Here is a 22145-nt window from a genome sequence, read left to right on the forward strand (position 1 = left end):
GGGATGTAAGTGCCTCACAGGATTGGCGAAAAGCGGGACGTGTGGGGCTGTTTGTAAACGTGGGTGGGTGGATATCGCTACCCGGGGGGGCATTTTTAGAAATTAGGCCGGCAAATATGGTAAGGGGCGAAATTTAAAAACTGCTCGATCTTGGGTAAGCCTCACTTGGTTTTTTCCCCGGCCCACGGCACCAAAGGGGATTCCCCCCCCCCCCCCCTCCCAATAGAAATCTTGGAAGTGTGACCTGTATATGTTTTATCGAGGTATGCGAGTGCTCTAGATATGAGCAGCTTGTATTTCGAACTTGCTTTCGAGGCGATCAGTGCACTGTTGAGCTTGATCGAAAGGCGCCGGTTGGTATGTCGATGGACCTCCTGAGTGGCGATATTGCCGAGTTCACCGGGATCTACCTATGACTTTCGAGTGCGGTCTCACCCTGGGCTGCGGATAGCGGTTGCGTAGGAACCATCCTGCGTCTTGGCGGCGGGCGAAAATGAAGCTGCTGATTGCGTCGCGGGGCTGAAGCTACGCGCATAGTCGTTGGTCGTGGGTCTATGCCGAATGGAGCGGGAAGTTCAGTTGTCTTCGCTGCGTGCTCGCGCATATCATCGGAGTTGATTAGCGTTATGCCCAAGGGTTCAGATCTCCTCGTCGCGGCCCTCGAGAACGACGGCGTCGATCGCATCTTCGGCATCCCCGGCGAGGAGAATCTCGACGTCGTCGAATCCCTGCGCAACTCGAAGATCGAGCTGGTGCTCACCCGCCACGAGCAGGCGGCGAGCTTCATGGCCGCCACCCACGGCCGGCTCACCGGCAAGCCCGGCGTCTGCCTCTCGACGCTCGGCCCCGGCGCCCTGAACTTCTCCACCGGCGCCGCCTATGCCCATCTCGGCGCGATGCCGATGATCATCATCACCGGCCAGAAGGGCATCCTGTCGGCCCGGCAGGCGAAATTCCAGATCGTCGACGTGATCTCGTCGATGAAGCCGATCACCAAGATGGCCCGGCAGATCGTCTCGGCCTCCTCGATTCCCACGATCGTGCGCGACGCCTTCCGGGTCGCCACCGAGGAGCGGCCCGGCCCGGTCCTGCTGGAACTGCCGGAGGATATCGCGGCCGAGGAAGCCGAGGCCGAACTTGTGCCCTCGCACCCGATCGACATCCCGGTCGCCCATCCGGCCGCGATCGAGCGCGCCGCCGCCATGATCCTGCGGGCCAAGCGCCCGCTGATCATGCTGGGCGCCGCCGCGAGCCGGCCCCGGGCCACGGGCGAGCTCGGCGGCTTCGTGCAGCGCACGCAGATCCCGTTCTTCACCACCCAGATGGGCAAGGGGACGGTGGCGAGCGGCACCAACCTCTACATGGGCACCGCGGCGCTCTCCGAGCGCGACTACGTCCACGAGGCGATCGACCGGGCGGACCTGATCATCGCCATCGGCCACGACACGATCGAGAAGCCGCCCTTCTTCATGGGCCAGGCCGACCAGAAGGTCCTGCACATCGGCTACATGCCGGCCAATGTCGAGCAGGTCTATTATCCCGATGCCGAGGTGGTCGGCGATCTCGGGCCGACGCTGAAGCTGCTGGCCGACAAGCTCGACGGCAAGCTGCCGAACGCCGGCGCGCTACTGCACCTGCGCGAGCACATCCTCAACCGGGTCGGCGACCGGGCCGGTGAGGACCGCTTCCCGGTGACGCCGCAGCGCCTCGTGCGCGATGTCCGGCGGGTGATCCCGAAGGACGGAATCGTCTGCCTCGACAACGGCATGTACAAGATCTGGTTCGCCCGGAACTACCGCACCTACGTCGCCAACACGCTGCTCCTCGACAACGCGCTCGCCACGATGGGCGCGGGCCTGCCCTCGGCCATGATGGCGGCGATGCTCTATCCGAACCGCCGCGTGATGGCGGTGTGCGGCGACGGCGGCTTCATGATGAACAGTCAGGAGATGGAGACCGCGGTCCGTCTCAAGCTCAACCTCGTCGTGCTGGTGCTCGACGACTCGGCCTACGGGATGATCCGCTGGAAGCAGGCGGTCGACAAGTTCGCCGATTACGGCATGACCTTCGGCAACCCGGACTTCGTGCTCTACGCCCAATCGTACGGCGCCACTGGCCACCGGGTCGAGGCGGTCAACGACCTCGAGCCGACGCTGGACCGGGCCTTCGCGGCAGGAGGCGTCCACCTCGTAGTGGTGCCGATCGACTACTCGGAGAACACCCGCGTGCTGGTCGACGAGCTGCGCGCGAAGGTGACCGGACCTGCCTTTGGGCCCGCCGCATAGACGCCGCGCTCATGCCGAGCGGTAGGGAGTGCGTGTGAACCGCATTGGCCTCTCGGGAGAGCCGTGATGGAGCGCACCGTATTCTCTCCTGTCCACGAGAGCTGCAGCCTGCAGGCTCTCAGATTCAAGGAGCTGCTGATGCCAAACACCGAGACCCGCTCGCTCATGGATCCGAGCCTTCTGGTCGATGCCTGCCTGATCGGCGGCGAATGGTCGAAGGCCGATTCCGGCAGCATCGACGTCATCAATCCGGCGACCGGCGTGCTGATCGCCAAGGTGCCGAATGCCGGCGCCGAGGAGACCCGCCGGGCAATCAAGGCCCCTCACGAGGCCTACCCGGCCTGGCGCGCCAAGACCGCCAACGAGCGCGCCGTGGTGCTGCGCAAGCTCGCCGCCCTGGTGACCGAGCATCAGGAGGATCTTGCGCAGATCCTCACCGCCGAGCAGGGCAAGTCGCTGACCGAATCCCGCGGCGAGGTCGCCATGTCGGCGGCCTACGTGCTGTGGATCGAGGCAGAAGCGCGGCGCGTCTACGGCGACGTGGTCCCCTCCCCCTGGGGCGACCGGAAGATCCTCGTCACCAAGGAGCCGGTGGGCGTGGTGGCGGCGATCACGCCGTAGAACTTTCCGTCCTCGATGATCGCCCGCAAGATCGCTCCAGCTCTGGCCGCCGGCTGCCCGATCGTGATCAAGCCCGCCGCACAGACCCCGCTCTCGGGCCTCGCCTGGGGCGTGCTGTGCGAGCGCGCCGGCTTCCCGGCCGGTGTGGTGTCGATCCTCACCGGCTCAGCCCGCGCCATCGGCGCCGAGATGACCGGCAACCCGCTGGTGAAGAAGATCACGTTCACCGGCTCCACCGAGGTCGGCAAGGTGCTGCTGGAGCAGGCAGCAGGCACGGTGAAGAAGGTCTCGATGGAGCTCGGCGGCAACGCCCCGTTCATCGTGTTCGACGACGCCGACCTCGACCGGGCCGTGGCCGGCGCGATGCTCGCCAAGTTCCGCAATTCCGGCCAGACCTGCATCTGCACCAATCGCTTCCTGGTGCAGGACGGGATCTACGACGCCTTCGCGGAGAAGATGGCCGAGGTGGCCAACCGCCTGAAGGTCGGCAACGGCGTCGAGGACGGCGTCGCGCAGGGGCCGCTGATTGACATGGCGGCAGTGGAGAAGACCGAGGTGCATATTCGCGATGCCTTCGAGAAGGGCGGCCGGGTGGCGGCGGGCGGCCACCGCCACCCGCTGGGCGGCCAGTTCTTCGAGCCCACCGTGATCACCGGCGCGACCCCCGCCATGGCGGTCGCCCGCGAGGAGACGTTCGGGCCGCTGGCGCCGCTGTTCCGCTTCCGCGACGAAACGGAGGCGATCCGCCTGGCCAACGACACCGAGTATGGGCTCGCCTGCTACTTCTATACCCGCGATCTCGGCCGGACCTTCCGGGTGGCGGAGGCGCTGGAATACGGCATGGTCGGGATCAACGAGGGGATCATCACCACGGAGGTGGCGCCCTTCGGCGGCGTGAAGGAATCCGGCCTGGGCCGCGAGGGCTCGTATCAGGGTATCGAGGATTACCTGGACACCAAGTACCTGTGCGTGGGTGGGCTTGGGGCCTGAGGTTTGTCATGGCTGTGAGGCAGCGACGTCCTCCTGGCATGCAAGACACACATTGATGTATCATGCTATATCTCTTCAGGGCTTAAAGCGGTTGAAGTCTTTCTTACAATTCTTGACCGCTCGATGATCCGAAAGTTTGGGGTTAATACCGTGCGCCGCGGTCGGACACGGCGCACTCTGACCCCTCAATGAGCCCCTTGGTGGGGCATTTCCTCCCCGACTTGGCCGCGCTCTTCGGAGCGCGACCACTTTTTCGAGTCTTTCCTTGCTCGCCTGACCTGACCGGTATTTTGGGCCGGGCCTGACGTTAGACTACTGCATGGTTGCGGCCATGGGCGCCGGAAGGCCAGATCTGGGTAGCTGACAGGCGCGGGCGGCCGATACCCGGGTCGCCACACGCCGAGAGTTGCCGTCGATAAACACGAACTGACGAACATCCTCGCCCCTTCTCGAAAGAGAAGACTTTCCACTGGCCGGCTTTTACATCTCCCGCATCAGCACTGCGCCGAAGTTCCAGTGGGTGGCCTTGTCGCGGCCCAATACGAGCGATCGTCTTGCTCAGCCTAAGCGCGTATGGTCCAGGCGCACCACTGATCGGGACCATGTGCGCAGCCGTGTACGGCGGCCACGTCGGCGAGAAATTCCCCGACGAGTCGATCGACATCGACCGGATCGCTCTCGGGAGAGATTCTCGACTGAAGCACTGCGTAGCTCGAGGCAGCCCAGCGGAAGAAGGTTCGCGCGCCCTCCATGCCGATGGTCCGCTCACAGAACCCCGAGGGCGCCGGCAAGCCCGCTTCGGCGAAGATGCCGGCCATCCGGGTCGCAGACCCCACATCGGCGGCCGTCCGGGCCATGATCGCGACGATTTCGTTGAGCATCCGGTCGAGCTTCGCCATAGGCGGGATCGCCGCAATGGGATGGGTGAAATCGACTTCCTGTAATGCGAGCGTGCCGCCGGGTCGCAACTGCGCCGCGAGACGGCGGACGAAATCCACCGGATTGGGTTGGTAGATCAGTACATAGCGTCCGATGATGCAATCGAACGGCGCCTCCGCGTCGAGGTCGGCCTCCGTCCCCTCCCTGAACGTGACATTCGCCAGCCCTGCCGCCTTGGCACGCTGCCATGCCATTCGGATCGGCTCGCCGGCCATGTCCACCCCAAGGACGTGTCCGTTCGCTTTGACCAATTCGGCGGTCTGAAAAGTCACGTCGCCGGCGCCGCAACCGATGTCGAGCACTCGCATACCCGGCCCCACGCCCGCGGCGCGCAGCATGCGCTCCGTGATCGGACCGACGAATGCGGCCTGATCGATCAAACGTTTAAGCGCCTCCTCCGATTGGCCGAGCGCATATTCTGCCATGCTTCGCTTCCTGTATCAGTTCTGCTATAGAAGTGCATTCGTACTGTTGCTAGGCGATTATTGGTCTTGGAATAGTTACCTTCTGATTGCTGGCTATCAGAGCGGCGCCTCCCGCGCACGTAGAAAATGTTTCCAAAGGCGCCGAACTTTTGCTCATCGTCACATCAGGCATACGCGCTGACTATACGGCACGGACTGGCCCGCCCTGGCTCGATCCCAAGCTCATTGCGCACGTCATGTTCATCAAATTCCGCATGGGCAACATTACATGTGAGGACGTCATCGCTGTAGAGCACGAGCGGCCAGCGACTTGCCGCTCGAATTTGTGTGTAACGCCATGAAATCACACGAAAGCTTAAATGCCATAATGAAGGGCCTGGTCTCTGCGCGAGTTGATGAGCTGTTGCCCCGGGCTTCACCGTTCTCTTTGCTGCTGTGCCGTCTAAAAATCAACGCGTCACGCGCTTGATTTAAGAAATACCAGCCGCCTCACCCGTCATGAGAAACAGACGGTACGACGCGAGGACGATATCCGGAAGGCATCGTGCCGCTTGAGGGTAGAGCAGCCAGTTGGCGTGCCACCATGCCTACGGGATAGGAGGCCATCATGCTCGCTGCCCACGTGACGATGCAAGCCATCGACCGAAGCGTTTCGAGCTGACGCGGATCCAGCTTGATCGCACGTGCATCACGCTCCAGTTGCGTATTACAAGCCCGCGCCGGCAGACCTCTATCCTGCGTGTGGGCGTCATGGCAGGCGTAGGTGCGGTCGGAAGCATTAATCACCGACGAGGGAGCGTTGTTGCCGGGGCGGCATGAGTTGCCGTTGATAAGCACGGCAGGCGTGCGAGGCGAAACCACGGAGACGCGAGGGCGGGTGCCCCCACGTCGGTTATGTAAACAAATAGAACCGCGAGGCGGAGCATGGATCGAATCGCTTTGAATTATTGCAGGCTCAAGAACCTGTGCCTCCAGAAATTATTTTCAATCAAAACAAATCTGACGTTGTCTCTAAATGTAGATATAAAAAGCGAGCTTCATTACTAAGAAATTTACATGCACATTTTATTTTAATAATAACTCGCGATTTATCATCGATTTTCCTCCGGCCATTCGTCTTTTTCCCGACTGGCAGGACGCGTAGATCAGATCCTTCGGCGTTAGGTAAGCAAAAGGCGGTTCAAATCTCGATCTTCATCACTGCCATCTACACACAGGGTGACAGGCGATATATGGCAGCGCGGCGTCCCAGAAGCCTAAAGGGAGGTCAGCCGACGTGTACTCAGTGGACCCAATACCTGAGTGAAGCGTGCCGCGAGCGTTACGCTATGCTTTGCCGACATCGCTGGTCGGATCGAGGTTCCAATGCACAAGGCGCATTCGTGGCCGCCCGCCATCGTCGGCGACGGCGTACTCGGAGATCGCACAATTGCTGGCGGCGTCTTCCCGATCAATCTGAAGCACCCTCTCCTCGTCGAGATGCTCGAAGATGAGTCGCATGCACGTAATCACCGCTTGGTGGCACACGAACAAAACAGGGCGATCGTCCTCGTGCAGGACGAACTGGTAGAGCAGGTTGCGCAGGCGCCCAATAACGTCGCACCAGCTCTCGCCGCCGGGAGGGCGATAGTAGAATTTGCCGAGTTCTCGGTGGAGATCCGACTGCATCGGATCACGATGCTGAAGACCCTGCCGGGTGAGTTTTTCCAAACTTCCGAGGTCCTTCTCTCGTAGTCTTTCATCGGATTGGATGTGGACGTCGAGGTTCGCCTCTGCAACGATCAGTTCCGCCGTGCGTCGCGTCCGGCGGAAAGGCGAACACAATACGCGTTCGGGACGCGACGTTAGCGACAGCGTCCGAAACCAACGTCCTGCTGCACGGGCCTGCTCCTCGCCCACCGCGCTGAGTGGGACATCGGCATCTCTTCCGATCACGCGCACCTGGTCGAGGCCCGATGCGATCGCGTCCCGAAGCGCGATGTTGGCCGAACTCTCGCCATGCCGGACGGTCCAGACTCTTGAAGGCCATCGTCGATGCTGCATGCCACCTCCGTCGGGCCACCGACATACCATCCATTCCGATAACGCCACATGTATGTCCATCATGAACCGGCACAGGCCATGAATTCTCAGTTTTGATTGTAAACCACGCTGCCAGCTCGTGCCGACTAGTGAGCCAAAGCATCACCCCCAATCCCGGTCTGCCGATGGCCAAAGTTTAGCAAGCAGCCTTCTCTGATATTTGCCTTATGGCGGAACGCTCAGAGCGTCCCCGGCGGAGGCGAATCCTGTGGGGGCGCGGTGATGCCATATACGGCGTGAATGACGTCGAACACGGCCGCATCGTGCGGCGAGGCGAGTTATGCGACTGATGCGAACTAAGGGTCGAGGCCGTGTTCGCCATCGGCATTCGAAGCTTGCCAAGGGTCAAAGCTGCCGGCCCGCCGGTGAGCATGCGCAAGCCCGACGCCCGCCGTCCAAGATGACCGCCCGCGCCGGAGGCGCGCACTCTTTGCGGATAGCGCGCCAAGCCGATCTAAGCGGTGATAGCTGACGCGAGCGGCATAGGCCACCTCTCCCGCCACAAACGCCATAGTGGTGTCACGGACGGATCGCGACGCGCCTCATGGGTGTCGACGGCATTGCGGCCGGCGAAATGCCGAGCTCGTTCGTGGCCTGCAGCAATTTCGCGCCCGCGGCGACGAAGTCCGCCATCATGCGCAGGTCCGGCGGTTGCCGCGGATCGCGCGCGATGGCGGCAGCCTCTTGCTCCAGGCGTGCATTGCAAGTCGGCGTGGGCATCGCTCCCGTCGGCGTGCAGGAATCATGGCGGGCGCAGGCCGCATCGAGCGCGTCGATCGGCGGCTTTGGCGCATTGTTCCCGGGGCCGCAATAGTTGCCGTAGATCAGCATTTTGGGCTCGCCCAAGGAGCCGTCGCCCGCACGGGCAGAACTGACCATGCCGAAGGCGGCTACCACGAGAAGTGCGACTTTGAGCATCGTTGCGACTGGCTCCCGTTAAACTGGTTTGCGTGATCCTTAGCAAGGCGACTGCTGACGTTGGACGCCGGATCGAATCTTCTGCACTACTATCGCCTTTCGAACATCATAGAATAGCAGCACCCCGACTTTGTTCCCAGGTAGAACCTGAACTCGGTAATAAGATCGTGATTTGAGCGGCACATGGCTATGATGAGGGTATAACATCATCGTTATATGATGGTATAAGATCGACACGCGACGAACATATAGCCGTCGTTTGCTCTTGCGAACTGAACTTGAGTGCGCTTAGAAATAAGCAGCCACGGTTCGGCGCCGATTGCAGGACCTCGTCCTGTCTCCCAACCTGAGCGGGCTCAGGCTCCGCTTAGGTCAAGGCCGGCCTGTCGGAATATGCCCCCCGATCCCGACAGGTCGGCCAACGAGAGGTCTCGTGCGAGCTACCACATGTCCGCGTGACGCGGTGCCGATCTCAGACGCCGTGCCGGGACCAACGACGCTTCGTCGACTGGGGACGCCATCGCTTTCCCGGGTGTCGCTGTCCACGCCGAAGCGGAACGTATCCGCGCTCCAGCTCGGAGCGTCACGGCCGGACCGAAGCGGATGTTGACCTCGTGTGATGGAGAAAATCACGACAACGCGCCGGGCCTTTCGGAACGATCACAGTCGCGACGTATCGAGGTTGGGCTCAGAAACCGCCCCCCCACCGGCGAACGACAGCCTGGCGGCCGTACGCAAGACCTCACCGAACGCCACGACGGTGTCAGATCGGCGGGTCTGTGCCTCCTCCAGGATGAAGACCGAGTCCGGAAGCTGCGGCAATCCCGCATCGCCACCCAGGGGCACGGCCTCCGTGAGCTCGGTCCGTGGCGTGCAGGCCGAGACGCCGAGGCCCGCCCGGATCGCGGCCTCGAGGATGGCCAGGGAAGCACCTGCGAACACGATGCGCCATGTCCTCGACGCTCCGGCCAGGGTCGCCAGCACCGTGTCGCGCAGGACGCCAGCCGTCGGCAGGATGAGGGGCACGGGGTCGGCCACCGGTAGCTTCATATCGGGCCGACCGACCCAGATCGTGGGCTCGGTGGATATGACGTGCCCGGATGGCCGGGCCGGGTCGCGGCGGGCGACGACGGCGTCGAGCTGGCCATCGTCGAGGGCCTTGCACAAGTCCCGGCTCGGAAGCGCGCACACCGCTTCGAATCGGAAGTTGGAATGGAGGCGCGCGAACACGGCGAGGACGTTGGGCAGGGCGGTCCGGCCAATCTCCTCACCGATCCCGATCCGGATCACCGTGTCCTGCGCCGGCTCGCCGAAGTGACGCATCATCTCGGCCCCAAGACCGGCCATCGCACGGGCGTAAATCAGCACGGCCTCGCCATCGGGCGTCAGCGTCACGCCGGCCGCCGTCCGGTCAAACAGTTGGCGCCCGAGCCGCTCCTCCAGCCGCCGCACTTGCTGCGTGACGGCCGGCTGCTGCACGCCGAGCACCGCCGCGGCGCGCTGGAAGCTGCCCTGCTCGACCACGCCGACCAAAGTTCGGATCTGGTCCCGGCTGAGGATGCCGTCGAAGGGGTCGTTCACCGAGACTGTCCTCACGCTTCCCATGGGATCGGGCCGACTGCCGAAGCCAGTCGTCTGCGACCGCTCCAACGTCGGGCAAGGGTAGATGGCGTAAGGATGGGCTACGTTCCAATCAACTGCTGGCAAAATCCCCAGGATTACTTTTCAATGACCGCCTATTGGGGGGGCGCCTCCCGATGATCGCGAACGTCGAGGCACGGATGCGCGGCGTATTGAGCTGGCTGGCGGTCCCGCAGTTCATGGAAGGGCGCTTCATCGGCCTGCCCGTGAGCCGCTGGCTGTTTGCGGTGCGGGTCTGGCTCGCCATCCACCTCGCCCTGGGCGTGGCGTTCTGGATCCAGCTCGACGGCGCCGAGAGTGCCGGCGTCATCGCCGCCATGCTCGCCTTGCAGACGCGCGGACAGGTCGTCGAGAAGTCGATCTGCTGCTTCCTCGGAACGGTCGTCGGCGGCGTGATGTCGATCGTGATCGTCGGGCTGTTCGCGCAGACGCGCGATCTCTACGTGCTCGCCTATTCTGCCTGGCTGGCCGTCTGCGTGTTCGCCGCCGGCTTCCTCGACGGGAACCGTGCCTATGGCGCGGTGGTCTGCGGCTACACCGTGTCGATCGTCGCGGTGATCCACATCGACGACCCGTCCAGCCTGTTCTCCGAGGTCATCAATCGCTGCGCGGCGATCGCCATCGGCATCGCCAGCATCGTCCTCGTCATCGACGTCCTCGCCGGTCCCGATCTTGGACCGGCGATGCTCGCGCGCATCGAGGGCGGCCTCGCGACGGCCCGAACCTTCACGGAAAACCTGCTGCGCGCCGGGCCGGACGGGGGCACCGACGCGCAAACCGTGAGGCTCATGGGTGCCGCATCCAATCAGCACCTCTTCCTCAACGCCTTGCCGACCGAGGCGGTGTCGGGTTCGGCCCAGGCCGGGGCCGTGCGCGCCGTCCTCGCTGCCCTCGTCGGCGAGATCCGCGCGGCGCGGGCCTTCGCCCTTGCCGGGGCCTGGACTAACCGATCGGACGGGTCTGCGCTCGATGGACTGATCCGGCGGCGGCTCGCCGGCGAGGTCGAGGCCCGGCGGGAGGCGGCCGCCTCAGCCTTCGCGGCGGCGCGCGTTGGCCGGCCGGTCGCACACGCGCCGCGGATGCCGATCTATCGCTCCCGGGAGAATGCCCTGCGCAACGCGTTGCGCGCCTTCCTGGCGAGCACGCTGACGGGCTACCTCTTTACCCTGACCGGATGGTCGATGACCGCCTTCGCCTGGGCGATGGTGGGCGTCATCGTCTGCCTGTCCTCGAACGCCCCCGATCCGGGCGCGATGACCAAGGGCGCCCTCATCGGCCTGCCGGCCGCCGTCGTGCTCGGCGGGGTCACGCAGTTCGTCCTGCTCGGCGGCGTCGACGCCTTCCCGTTGCTAATGCTCGGCACCGCCCCTGCGCTCCTCGGGGCCCTGCTGGTGACGTCGAGCCCCAACCCGGCGCTGACCGGCGCCGGCCTGCTGACCGCCGTCTACACGATCGTCGTGATGCAGCCGAGCAATCCCCAGAGCTACGATGCGCAAAGCTACCTCCTGCTCTCCATCCTCCTCATCCTCGTAGCGCTGTTCTCCTTCGTGCTCGTCCGCGTCCTCCTACCGACGTGCGATGCGCAGAGGCGGCGATGGGTGCTGGCCGCGATACGCCGCGATATGGATGCGGCCCTGGGCGGCGCGACGCGGCCGAGGTCGGCGGACGAGGACCAGCTCCTGGACGCCAGCCGTATCGCGACGCTCGCCTCGCTCAAGACCGATGATGCCTCGGTTCGGGAAACGGACCTTCGCCTGGCGTTGCGGATGGGCGACTTGGCCCGGGCGGCGCGCCGTATCCGACGTGCGCTGGAACGCATGGAGCGCGAGGACAGTGGGGCGGAGTCTCGGATGAACGGTTTCGCCGACGCGGTACGGGCCGCACTGGGGGATGCCGACGCGCGACGCATGCGGCAACTCGCGGGCACGTTGGCAGATGCGAGCGAGCCGGCCCGGCTGACGCTGGCCGCCGACATGGCCTGGGCCGCAGACCTCATCGACGCGCCCGCCGACGCCCACGTCTCGGGGGGGACGCGATGAGCCAGACCTTTACGGAACTCGTCGTGGGTGGCGTGCTGATCTCACCGTTCGTGACGTATGCGGCCGCCGCGCTCGTGCTTTTCCTGATGCTGCGTCCCGTCCTCGCCTGGATCGGGTTCGAGAGACTGTTCAGCGCGCCGCCCCTCGCGCTGCTTTCTCTCTATGTCGTGATCCTCGCCTTCCTGATCGTGCTGCTCTGAGCCATGACGACCGACCGAACCTCAGCGCCGAACGATCGGACCGCGCCTCCAGCCGAGCCGAGGCCTTCATCCACGCCCGGTGCGCCGCTCCAATGGGCGGAGAACGCGCATCCGAAGCGCGTGGGCAAGACCCGATGGGCGCTTAGGAGCGCGGCGACCATGTTGATCCTGGGCGCCGCAACGCTGGGTGCGCTCCTGATCTGGAACTACTACGTCACCTCGCCTTGGACCCGCGACGGCAGCGTCCGCGTCCAGGTCGCCAACGTGGCGCCGCAGGTCTCGGGCCAGATCACAGAGATCTGGGTCGTCGACAATCAGTACGTAAAGAAAGGTGAGGTGCTCTACGTCATCGACCCGTTCGATTATCGGGTGAAGCTGGCCAGCGCGAAGGCCAGCTTGAGGCAGGCCGCCGCCGATTATCAAGTCAAACGCGAGCAGGCGCAGCGATTGCTGAAACTCGGCGACGTCGCCACGACGGCACAGTCGCAGCAGCAAGCGGTGGGGGCGGCCGACATGGCCGAGGCGACCTTCCAGCGGGCCCAGCAGGACCAGGATCAGGCCGAGGTCAATCTGCAGCGCACCCAGGTGAAGAGCCCGGTGAACGGCTTCGTGACTAACCTGCTGATGCGGGTCGGCAACTACGCTCCCGCCGGCACGCCAAACGTCTCGGTGATCGATACAGATTCGTACTGGATCGACGGCTACTTCGAGGAAACGAAGCTCGGCCGCATCTGCATCGGCGATCGGGCCGAGGCCCAGCTGATGGGTTTCTCGGCTCCGATCTTAGGCCAAGTCGATACCGTCACCCGTGGCATAGCCGTCTCGAACGCGGCCTCGAGCACGCAGGGACTGCCGAGCGTGAACGCGGTCTATACCTGGGTGAGGCTCGCGCAGCGTGTACCGGTGCGCATCCGCATCACCGAGGTTCCGCCCGGGGTCCCACTCGTATCCGGCCTCACCGCGACAGTGACGCTGCGGAAGGATTCGTCCGACAAAACGCGGCGTGACCCGTTCGATGGCGTGGTCTCCGGCATGCGGGACGTGTTCGCACCTCGGCCGCCCACCCCCGACTGCATCCCGGCCACGCGTGGGGGCACCGGTCCCGGCGCCAGCCTTCCCGAGCCGACGGGATCCCCGGCTCAAACCCCAGAGCAGATCGATCCCGGCTTGACGCCCGGTTTGACGGCGAAGCCGACGAAACCATGAGCGGAGTATGGACCGGGGACCAGACCGGGGAGGCATCGCTGCGTATCAACGGAGACGTGGGGGATCGAGTGGGTGACTTCCTGAGATACGGTCGACGGATCGCGGTTTCGTCGGTGCTCGTCGCGATCCTGTCGGGATGCTCGTTGCGGGTCCTCGACCCGGCGGGACCGGTGGGGATGGCGCAGCGCACGATCCTCCTGAACGCACTCGCGATCATGCTGTGCATCGTCGTGCCCACCATGCTGGCGACCCTCGCATTTGTCTGGTGGTTCCGGCCCGGTAACGCGCGTGCCGAGCGGCGGCCAGACTGGAGCTTCTCCGGCCGCATCGAGATCGTCACGTGGTCCGTACCCCTGATGACGATCGCTTTCCTGGGCGGCATCGCCTGGATCGGCTCTCACGAGCTCGATCCGGCCAATCCATTGCCAGGCGAGAAGAAGACGCTCGAAATCCAGGTCGTCTCCCTCGATTGGAAGTGGCTGTTCTTATACCCCGAGCAGAAGGTCGCCAGCCTCAACCAACTCGTCCTCCCGGTAGGGACGCCGGTACACTTCCGGCTGACCTCGGCGAGCGTCTGGAACGCGTTCTTCGTCCCCCAGCTCGGCTCGATGATCTACGCGATGAACGGCATGGCCACGCAACTGAACCTCCGGGCCGACCGGGAGGGCAGCTTCCTCGGCCTGTCCGCACACCTGAGTGGCGACGGCTTCGCCGAGATGCATTTCGAGACCAGAGCCGTATCCGAGGCCGCGTTCGCCGAGTGGCTCAAAGGTGCGCAGGCTTCGAAGCAGGCGATCGACACCGCGGCCTACGAGACACTCTCCCATCAGACCCTCGACAATCCCGCGAGGACCTTCCGACTGGCGGACGACGATCTGTTCGCCAAGATCGTCGGCCAAGCGATCCCGCCCGGTCCCGGCCCCGCGACGGGACAGCCCGATCCGAGCGTGAAGCCCACGTCGACCATCTCGAAGCAGGGAACCTGATCGTGCTCGGCAAGCTCTCCCTGGCGGCGATTCCGCTCGACCAGCCGATCCCGCTCGCGGCCGGTGCCCTCGTCGGCGTCGTACTCCTTTGCATCCTCGGTTGGATCGTGCTGGCGGGACACCTGCCGTACGTGTGGCGGGAGTGGATCACCAGCGTCGACCATAAGCGCATCGGCATCATGTACGTGATCTTCGCGCTCGTGATGCTGCTGCGGGGCTTCACCGACGCGATGATGATGCGATCGCAGCAAGCACTCGCCTTCGACGCGCCGGGCTACCTCCCCCCCGAGCACTACAACCAGATCTTCTCGGCCCACGGCACGATCATGATCTTCTTCGTGGCCATGCCGTTCATGATCGGATTGATGAACTTCGTGCTGCCGCTCCAGCTCGGCGTGCGTGACGTTGCGTTCCCGACCCTGAACTCCGTGTCGTTCTGGCTCACCTGCACGGGGGCGCTGCTCGTCAACATGTCGCTGGTCATCGGCGAGTTCCAACGCACGGGCTGGCTCCCCTATCCGCCGCTCTCCGAGATCACCTACTCGCCCGGCGTCGGGGTCGACTACTGGCTCTGGGCCCTGTCGATCTCCGGCGTCGGCACCCTGATGACGGGCGTCAACTTCGTCACCACGATCCTGAAGATGCGCGCGCCCGGCATGAGCTACCTGCGCATGCCGATGTTCTGCTGGACGGCGCTCGCCACCAACCTGCTCATCGTCGCCGCCTTCCCGATCCTCACCGCCGTCTCGGCCATGTTGATCCTCGACAGGTATCTCGGCTTCCAGTTCTTCACGGACACGGCCGGCGGCAATTCGATGCTGTTCATGTCGCTGATCTGGGCCTGGGGACACCCGGAGGTCTATATCCTGATCCTGCCGGCCTTCGGCATCTTCTCCGAGGTGGTGTCCACCTTCTCGGGCAAGCCGTTGTTCGGCTACCGTTCGATGGTGCTGGCGACGATGGCGATCTGCATGCTCGCCTTCATGGTCTGGCTCCACCATTTCTTCACCATGGGCGCCGGGGCCGACGTCAACGGCGTCTTCGGCATCATGTCGATGGTCATCGCCGTCCCGACCGGGGTGAAGATCTTCAACTGGCTCTTCACGATGTACGGCGGCAGCGTGCGGATGAGCGCGGCCATGCTGTGGTCGATCGGCTTCATGCTCACCTTCGTGATCGGCGGCATGACCGGGGTATTGCTCGCCATCCCGCCCGTCGACTTCGTCATGCACAACTCGACTTTCCTGGTGGCACACTTCCACAACGTCATCATCGGCGGCGTGCTGTTCGGCGCGTTCGCCGGCTACACCTACTGGTTCCCAAAGGCCTTCGGCTTCCGTCTGCACGAAGGGTGGGGCAAGGCCGCGTTCTGGTGCTGGCAGATCGGGTTCTGGCTGGCCTTCGGTCCGCTCTACGTCACCGGCCTCGACGGCATGACGCGCCGGCTGCAGCACTACGACGTGGCCGAATGGCGCCCATGGCTCCTCGTAGCGCTCCTCGGCGCGATCACCATCCTGGCCGGGATCGCTTGCCAGGTCGTTCAGCTCGTGGTCTCGATCCGACATCGAGACGCGTTGCGCGACATGACCGGGGACCCCTGGGACGGGCGCTCGCTCGAATGGTCGACCGCTTCCCCACCGCCCACCTTCAACTTTGCGGTCCTACCCGACGTACATGGCGAGGAGCCCTACTGGTCCGTCAAGGAGCGAGCCCGTGGCCAGCACACGCTGCCCGCGGCCCCGCACTACGAGGCGATCGAGGTTCCGCACAACAGCCCCACCGGCTTCGTCTGCGCCTTCTTCGCCACCCTGATCGGCTTCGCGATGATCTGGCACATCTGGTGGATGGCCATCACTGGGTTGGTCGGGGCCTATGCGACGTTCGTGGTGTTCGCCTGGCGTGACCGGACCGAGGACGAGATCCCCGCCGCACGGGTCGCCGAGATCGACGCCGCCAACCGTCGGGCCCGGAACGAGGCCCTTCGCGAGATGGAGTACGCATCTTGAGCGCGAGCACCGTCGCCTTCGCCCCGCCGGGTCCGGGGACGCCATCGCAGGCCCACGACCCCTATCGCCTCGGGCGGGGCTCGGGCAGTGAGGACGAATCGACCGGTCACGGCGCGGGAGGGCCCTCGCCGAAATCGATCGTGGTCGGCTTCGGCTTCTGGATTTTTATCCTCGCCGACATCATCACCTTCTCGACGTTGTTCGCGGCCTACGGCGTGCTGAAGGACGCCACGGCGGGCGGTCCGACCGGGGCGGAACTGTTCGACCGGGGCAGCGCGGCGCTGGAGACGACCTGCCTGCTGCTATCGAGCGTCGCCTGCGGCCTAGCCATGGTGGCCCTGCGGATGCGCAGCCGCTTTTGGTTCCAGTTCGCGATGCTCGCCACGGCCGTGCTCGGAGCTTCCTTCCTATCGCTAGAGGCGCGGGAGTTCGCCGGGCTCGTGTCCCAGGGGGCTGGCCCGGGCCGTTCGGCCTTCCTGTCGGCCTTCTTCACGCTGGTCGGATGTCACGGCGTGCACGTGACGATCGGCCTGCTCTGGCTGCTGACCATGATGGCGCAGGTCGCTGCCAAGGGGTTCCGGGCCGACATCGTGCGACGCACGACCTGCTGGAGCCTGTTCTGGCACGCGCTCGACATCGTCTGGGTCGGCGTCTTCACCGTCGTCTACCTCATGGGGCTGAGCGCGTGAGACCGGCTTCGGCAGCGCCCCATCGATGGCGTACCCTGGTCGCCGCGGCGGCCCTCGCGATCCTCGAACGACTCGCCCGGAAAGGCCGCCACGCAATGAGCCCGACCACGCCGGACGATCGCGTGACGTCCGCCCTGCGCCCTGAGGGGTCGAACGGGGGCTTGGCAACACAGCGGCGGCGTCATGGCGGCGACTCGGCACCGGGCGAGCCGAGGATGGAGGGAGCGGACGTTTGGTCGAGCGTTCGCACTTACCTCATCGGCTTGGCCCTGGCCGCGATGCTGACGGCCGGATCGTTCTGGATCTCGTCCACGGGCGTGATCTACGGCCCCGGGGTGCCGGTGGCGCTGATCGTGTTCGCACTCGCGCAGATCGGGGTCCACCTGGTTTTCTTCCTTCACCTCACGACTGCGCCGGACAACGTCAATAACGCCATGGCGCTCGCCTTCGGCGTGCTCGTCGTAGTCCTCCTGATCGGCGGGACGCTGTGGATCATGATGCACATGAACGCGAATATGATGCCGATGGGCGCGGCCCACGGTCCCCATATGCATGGCGGACATCCCTAGTTGTCCGGTCACTCGATCGCACGGGCCCGACGACCAACCCTCCGTGGCCCGGGAAACTCGATCCGGGACGGGCACGGCCCCGCCGGCGCCTCCGGGGGGTATCCGTCCCTCGGTCGAGGCACGCCTCTGCCCGACGAACCGCGGGCCGAACCAGCCCGTCGTCCAGTGGCGCTCGATCTCCCGGATCGCGCCTCCCATCCCGGGAAGGCTGGATCGCTCGGGGCCGTTCGCTCGGAAGGCATACCGGTGTCGGGGTCGACACGTGGCTTCGAATTCCATCCTGGGGAGGCTTGAGGGATGAGCACGCGCATCGAGGATTACGCACTGGTCGGCGACTGCCGTTCGGCCGCGCTGATCAGCCGCGACGGCAGCGTCGACTGGTTGTGTTGGCCGCGCTTCGACGCCGCCGCGCTGTTCGCGCGGCTTCTCGGGACGCGGGAGCACGGCTTCTGGAAGATCTGCCCGGCGGCGGGAGAGGTGGAAACGACCTGGACTTATCGCGAGGGCAGCCTCGTCCTTGAGACCCGGCACAAGACTTCTTGCGGCGAGGTTCTCGTCACTGATTTCATGCCGGTGGGAGAAGGCTCGCACCTCGTTCGGCTCGTCGAGGGCGTACACGGACAGGTCGACATGCAGATGGAGCTGTCGGTCCGTTTCGACTACGGCTCGGCCGTTCCATGGGTGACGCGTTCGGAGCTCGGGGACCTGCGCGCCGTCGTCGGTCCACATAAGGTCGTGCTGCGCACGGATGTCCCGGTGCACGGCTCGCAATCGCTGACGACGGTGGCCGATTTCGCGGTCCACGCCGGCGAGAGCCGCCGCTTCGTCCTCAGCTACTGCGCCTCGTATCTTCCCGATCCGGCCCCGGTCGAGCCGCGTGCGTCGCTCGACGCGACGGATCAGGTCTGGCGAGGCTGGTCGCAGCGTTGTGCGACCGGTACGGCGGCGGACCGTATGCTCCAGCGCTCGCTGCTGACGCTCAAAGCGCTGATCTACCAGCCTACCGGCGGTATTGTCGCGGCGCCGACCGCCTCCCTGCCCGAAGGGCTCGGCGGCGAGCGCAACTGGGACTACCGCTTCTGCTGGATCCGCGATTCGACGTTGACGTTGATCGCGCTGATGGACGGGGGCTACATCGACGAGGCGCGCGACTGGCTCGCCTGGCTGCTTCGATCGATCGCCGGAAACCCCGAGCAGGCGCAGATCCTCTACGGCATCGCCGGCGAACGCCAGCTTCCCGAGGTCGAGCTCGATTGGCTGCCAGGCTACGAGGACTCGAAGCCCGTGCGGATCGGCAACGCCGCCGCCGGGCAGTTCCAGCTCGACGTCTACGGCGAGCTATTCGACGCACTTTACCAAGCACATGTCCGCGGCTTGCCGATCAGCGAGGACGGCCTGAAGGTCGGGCTCGCGATCCTCCACCATCTGGAGACGGCTTGGAGGGAGCCCGACGACGGCATCTGGGAGGTGCGTGGTGGCCGGCGCCATTTCACCCATTCGAAGGTGATGGCCTGGGTAGCCTTCGACCGGGCCCTGCGCATGCATGAGCTGACCGGGCTCGCCACGACCGCAGAGCAGGCGGTGCGCTGGCGTCAAACCCGCGATGAGATCCACGCGGAGGTCTGTGAGAAGGGGTTCGACGCCGAGCTTGGTAGCTTCGTCCAATCCTTCGGCTCCGAGGCGCTGGACGCGAGCCTGCTGCTCATCGCCCATACCGGCTTTCTGCCGCAGGACGATCCCAGGGTGGTCGGTACGGTCGATGCCGTCGGCAAGGGCCTGATGCGGGACGGCTTCATCCTCCGCTACGAGACCGAGGGACAGGCTACGGACGGACTGTCGGGTAACGAGGGTGCGTTCCTGCCCTGCACGTTCTGGTACGTCGACAACCTCATCGGCCTCGGGCGGCACGCCGAGGCGGAAACGGTCATCGATCGGCTGATCGGCGTCTTCAACGACCTTGGGCTTGTCAGCGAGGAATACGACGTGAAGCGCAAGCGCTTGGTGGGCAATTACCCGCAGGCGTTCACGCACGTCGCCCTCGTGAACACCCTGCTGAACCATGCCCGCAGCGAGGGGCCGGCGGCGCGTCACGGTCGCAAGACGCCGCCGGGGCAAGTCCCGACTGAAGGCGCATCAATCGGCGATCCAACGGCGGTCGCCGGGCGGCGGGCCCTGTGAATGCCGTAAGGGTCATACGCACTCGATCGTCCCCACTCGTAGGAGCCTTCGCATGCCGACAGACATCCTTCCCCAGGATCCGGCCCCGGCCGGTACGGAGCCGGCCCCGCCGTGTACACTCGTCATCTTCGGCGCCGGCGGCGATTTGACCAAGCGGCTGCTGATGCCCTCGCTGTACAACCTGAAGGACGACGGGCTGCTCGACGACGGGTTCTCGATCCTCGGGATCGACCATATCGATCTCGACGACGAGGGGTGGCGTGAGGCACTCACCGAGACGATGCAGTCCTTCACGAAGGATCCCAACGCGGAATTTCACGTCGATAGGATCGATCCCTCGACGTGGGGCTTCATCCGCGATCGGCTACATTATGCCAAAGGGGATTTTCTCAAGCCGGAGACATTTCAAAGCCTCGTCGGGCGATTGACGGGCAACGTGATCTTCTACCTCGCGGTGCCGGCCCGCTTCTTCGGTCCGATCGTCGACGGTCTCGGGGCGGCCCAACTCCTACGGCAACCCGAGGGCTCCTTCCGTCGCGTGGTGATCGAGAAGCCCTTCGGTGCCGACCTGCCTTCCGCGCAGGCCCTCAACGCACGCATTCTGAAGGCGGCCGACGAATCTCAATTCTATCGGATCGACCACTTCCTGGGGAAGGAGACGGTTCAGAGCCTCATGGCGATCCGCTTCGCAAACGGCCTCTTCGAGCCACTGTGGCGGCGCGAATACGTCGACCACGTCGAGATCACCGCCGCGGAAACGGTAGGGGTCGAGGGTCGCGGAGCCTTCTACGAGGCGACGGGCGCATTGCGCGACATGGTGCCGAACCACCTCTTCACCCTGCTCGCGATGGTGGCGATGGAGCCCCCGAACTCGTTCGACGCGGAGGCGGTCCGGGACGAGAAGGCGAAGCTCATGGCCGCGATCCGCCCGATCCCCGCGCAGGACGCGGTGCGGGGCCAGTACACCGCCGGCAAGGTCGACGGCGTGGCGAAACGGGACTATCGCGACGAGCCCGAGGTCGCGAAGGATTCCTCGACCGAGACATACGTCGCGTTGAGGTTGGAGATCGAGAACTGGCGCTGGGCCGGCGTGCCGTTCTACCTGCGCACCGGGAAGCATCTGGCCGGCCGCCGGACCGAGATCGTCGTCGCCTTCAAGCCGGCGCCATACTTGCTGTTCAAGGGGACCGAGACCGGCAGCATCGCACCCAACATCATGAGGCTGCAGATCGACCCGGTCCAGGGTACGCAGACCCAGTTCAACGCCAAGGTGCCCGGACCTGCGATGCGGCTTGGAAAGGCGGAGACGAGCTTCCGCTACGCGGACTGCTTCCCGGAGCGTCCGAACGTGGGCTACGAGACCTTGCTGTACGACTGCATGATCGGCGATGCTACACTGTTCCAACGGGCGGATGCGATCGAGTCCGCGTGGGCTGCGGTCGAGGCGGTACAGAAAGCCTGGGATGACGGAGCGGGCGAAGTTTCAACCGCTACCCAACCGTACGCATCCGGTACCGACGGCCCAGACGCCGCCGACCGGCTTCTCGCCCGGGATGGACGGCTCTGGCTCCCCCTTGGCGTTTGTGATGCCGCGTCTTGACCAGGATCTGGCGGACAAGGCCGACCGCCTGCCGGGACGCATCCGGCCCGGCACCCACGACCGTTCGCACCGCGTGCGTCCCTGACCGGCGAGCCGGTGGGTCGCCATGTACGCGACCCTCGTGTCGGCGTCTGGCGGACCGACGCATCGCGCTGGTGGGCTTGGATGCCACCGGGGGAGCGGTGCGCGCCTATGGCGCAAGTTACCGCGCGGTCGACTCTAGGCTGTACGGGTGGGACGAAACGGTCGGATCGGTAAGGATGTCGAGCGCCGTCGTGGAACTCGTACCGAAGGTGACGAGCAGGAAGCCGGCGCCGAGCGAGAAGTTCTTCAGGAAATCCCAGAACAGCTCGCGACCCTTGCCGCCGGCCCAGAAATCGCCTGGCTTCCAAAACTGTTTCCAGAGGAGCGCCGTGGTCATGCAGTATCCGGCCAGTACGAAGGCCGCCAGGCGGTCGGCGATCCCCGTCACGATGCCGAGCGACATCACGATCTCGACGAAGAGACCGGCGATGATCAATCCGCGTGCTAACCCGCGGGACGGGGCGATCTCGCTCGCCTGCCTGACGGCCCCAGAGAAATTTAAGATCTTGTCGGCTGCGGAGAACGGCAAAAACAGGATCACGAGAAGGCAGCGTACGCCGAAGGCGACGAATAGGCTCAGTATCATCATCGCAATCAATGGGCTCCGCACCGCGGGCGTCGGCCGGCGACGCCTCGCGAAAATGTAACGTGCCGTCATACAATAAGTCAAATATAATTTATCGTTAG

15 protein-coding genes and 1 pseudogene are annotated in these 22145 nt (G+C 64.8%); 11 read left to right on the top strand and 5 right to left on the bottom strand.

Annotated features, from left to right (window positions below; translation table 11 throughout):
* Positions 1–626 precede the first annotated feature (626 nt).
* Complete coding sequence (locus MKL11_RS20770) at positions 627–2285, top strand: acetolactate synthase large subunit (RefSeq protein WP_243946937.1); 1659 nt, start codon at positions 627–629, stop codon at positions 2283–2285.
* A gap of 138 nt (positions 2286–2423) precedes the next feature.
* Positions 2424–3896 (top strand): annotated as a pseudogene (locus MKL11_RS20775) (NAD-dependent succinate-semialdehyde dehydrogenase).
* Between the two features lie 563 nt (positions 3897–4459).
* Here the strand turns inward: MKL11_RS20775 and MKL11_RS20780 are convergent.
* From MKL11_RS20780 to MKL11_RS20795, 4 genes are all read right to left on the bottom strand, one after another.
* Positions 4460–5260 (bottom strand): class I SAM-dependent methyltransferase, encoded by an 801-nt coding sequence (locus MKL11_RS20780; protein ID WP_243946938.1) that lies wholly within the window; start codon positions 5258–5260, stop codon positions 4460–4462.
* 1326 nt (positions 5261–6586) lie between these two features.
* Positions 6587–7303, bottom strand: coding sequence for a histidine phosphatase family protein (locus MKL11_RS20785; RefSeq protein ID WP_243946939.1), 717 nt, complete (start codon positions 7301–7303; stop codon positions 6587–6589).
* Between the two features lie 558 nt (positions 7304–7861).
* Positions 7862–8260 (bottom strand): hypothetical protein, encoded by a 399-nt coding sequence (locus tag MKL11_RS20790; protein ID WP_409565885.1) that lies wholly within the window; start codon positions 8258–8260, stop codon positions 7862–7864.
* Between the two features lie 660 nt (positions 8261–8920).
* Positions 8921–9841, bottom strand: coding sequence for a LysR family transcriptional regulator (locus tag MKL11_RS20795; protein WP_243946941.1), 921 nt, complete (start codon positions 9839–9841; stop codon positions 8921–8923).
* A 176-nt stretch (positions 9842–10017) separates the two neighbouring features.
* Between MKL11_RS20795 and MKL11_RS20800 the strand changes: the two genes are divergently transcribed.
* From MKL11_RS20800 to zwf, 9 genes are all read left to right on the top strand, one after another.
* Positions 10018–11940, top strand: coding sequence for an FUSC family protein (locus MKL11_RS20800; RefSeq protein ID WP_243946943.1), 1923 nt, complete (start codon positions 10018–10020; stop codon positions 11938–11940).
* Entirely contained in the window at positions 11937–12140 is a 204-nt protein-coding gene (locus tag MKL11_RS20805) for a DUF1656 domain-containing protein (protein WP_243946945.1), read from the top strand. Before MKL11_RS20800 ends, MKL11_RS20805 begins: the two co-directional genes overlap by 4 nt.
* 159 nt (positions 12141–12299) lie before the next feature.
* Complete coding sequence (locus MKL11_RS20810; protein ID WP_243946947.1) at positions 12300–13346, top strand: HlyD family secretion protein; 1047 nt, start codon at positions 12300–12302, stop codon at positions 13344–13346.
* Positions 13347–13459: 113 nt separating this feature from the next.
* The gene (gene cyoA / locus MKL11_RS20815) at positions 13460–14332 is read left to right on the top strand and encodes a ubiquinol oxidase subunit II (RefSeq protein ID WP_243946949.1); all 873 of its coding nucleotides are present in this window, start codon (positions 13460–13462) and stop codon (positions 14330–14332) included.
* A gap of 2 nt (positions 14333–14334) precedes the next feature.
* Positions 14335–16338, top strand: coding sequence for a cbb3-type cytochrome c oxidase subunit I (locus MKL11_RS20820; RefSeq protein ID WP_243946950.1), 2004 nt, complete (start codon positions 14335–14337; stop codon positions 16336–16338).
* Entirely contained in the window at positions 16335–17027 is a 693-nt protein-coding gene (locus MKL11_RS20825; protein WP_243946951.1) for a cytochrome (ubi)quinol oxidase subunit III, read from the top strand. Before MKL11_RS20820 ends, MKL11_RS20825 begins: the two co-directional genes overlap by 4 nt.
* A 95-nt stretch (positions 17028–17122) precedes the next feature.
* Entirely contained in the window at positions 17123–17596 is a 474-nt protein-coding gene (gene cyoD, locus MKL11_RS20830) for a cytochrome o ubiquinol oxidase subunit IV (RefSeq protein ID WP_409565886.1), read from the top strand.
* Positions 17597–17893: 297 nt separating this feature from the next.
* Positions 17894–19774, top strand: coding sequence for a glycoside hydrolase family 15 protein (locus MKL11_RS20835; protein ID WP_243946952.1), 1881 nt, complete (start codon positions 17894–17896; stop codon positions 19772–19774).
* A gap of 52 nt (positions 19775–19826) precedes the next feature.
* Positions 19827–21374, top strand: a complete 1548-nt coding sequence (gene zwf / locus MKL11_RS20840) for a glucose-6-phosphate dehydrogenase (protein WP_243947096.1) — start codon at positions 19827–19829, stop codon at positions 21372–21374.
* A 202-nt stretch (positions 21375–21576) separates the two neighbouring features.
* Here the strand turns inward: zwf and MKL11_RS20845 are convergent, their stop codons facing one another.
* Positions 21577–22047 (bottom strand): DoxX family protein, encoded by a 471-nt coding sequence (locus tag MKL11_RS20845; protein WP_243947098.1) that lies wholly within the window; start codon positions 22045–22047, stop codon positions 21577–21579.
* Positions 22048–22145: the final 98 nt, after the last annotated feature.

It is taken from the genome of Methylobacterium sp. J-077 (assembly GCF_022829365.1).
GTDB lineage: Bacteria > Pseudomonadota > Alphaproteobacteria > Rhizobiales > Beijerinckiaceae > Methylobacterium.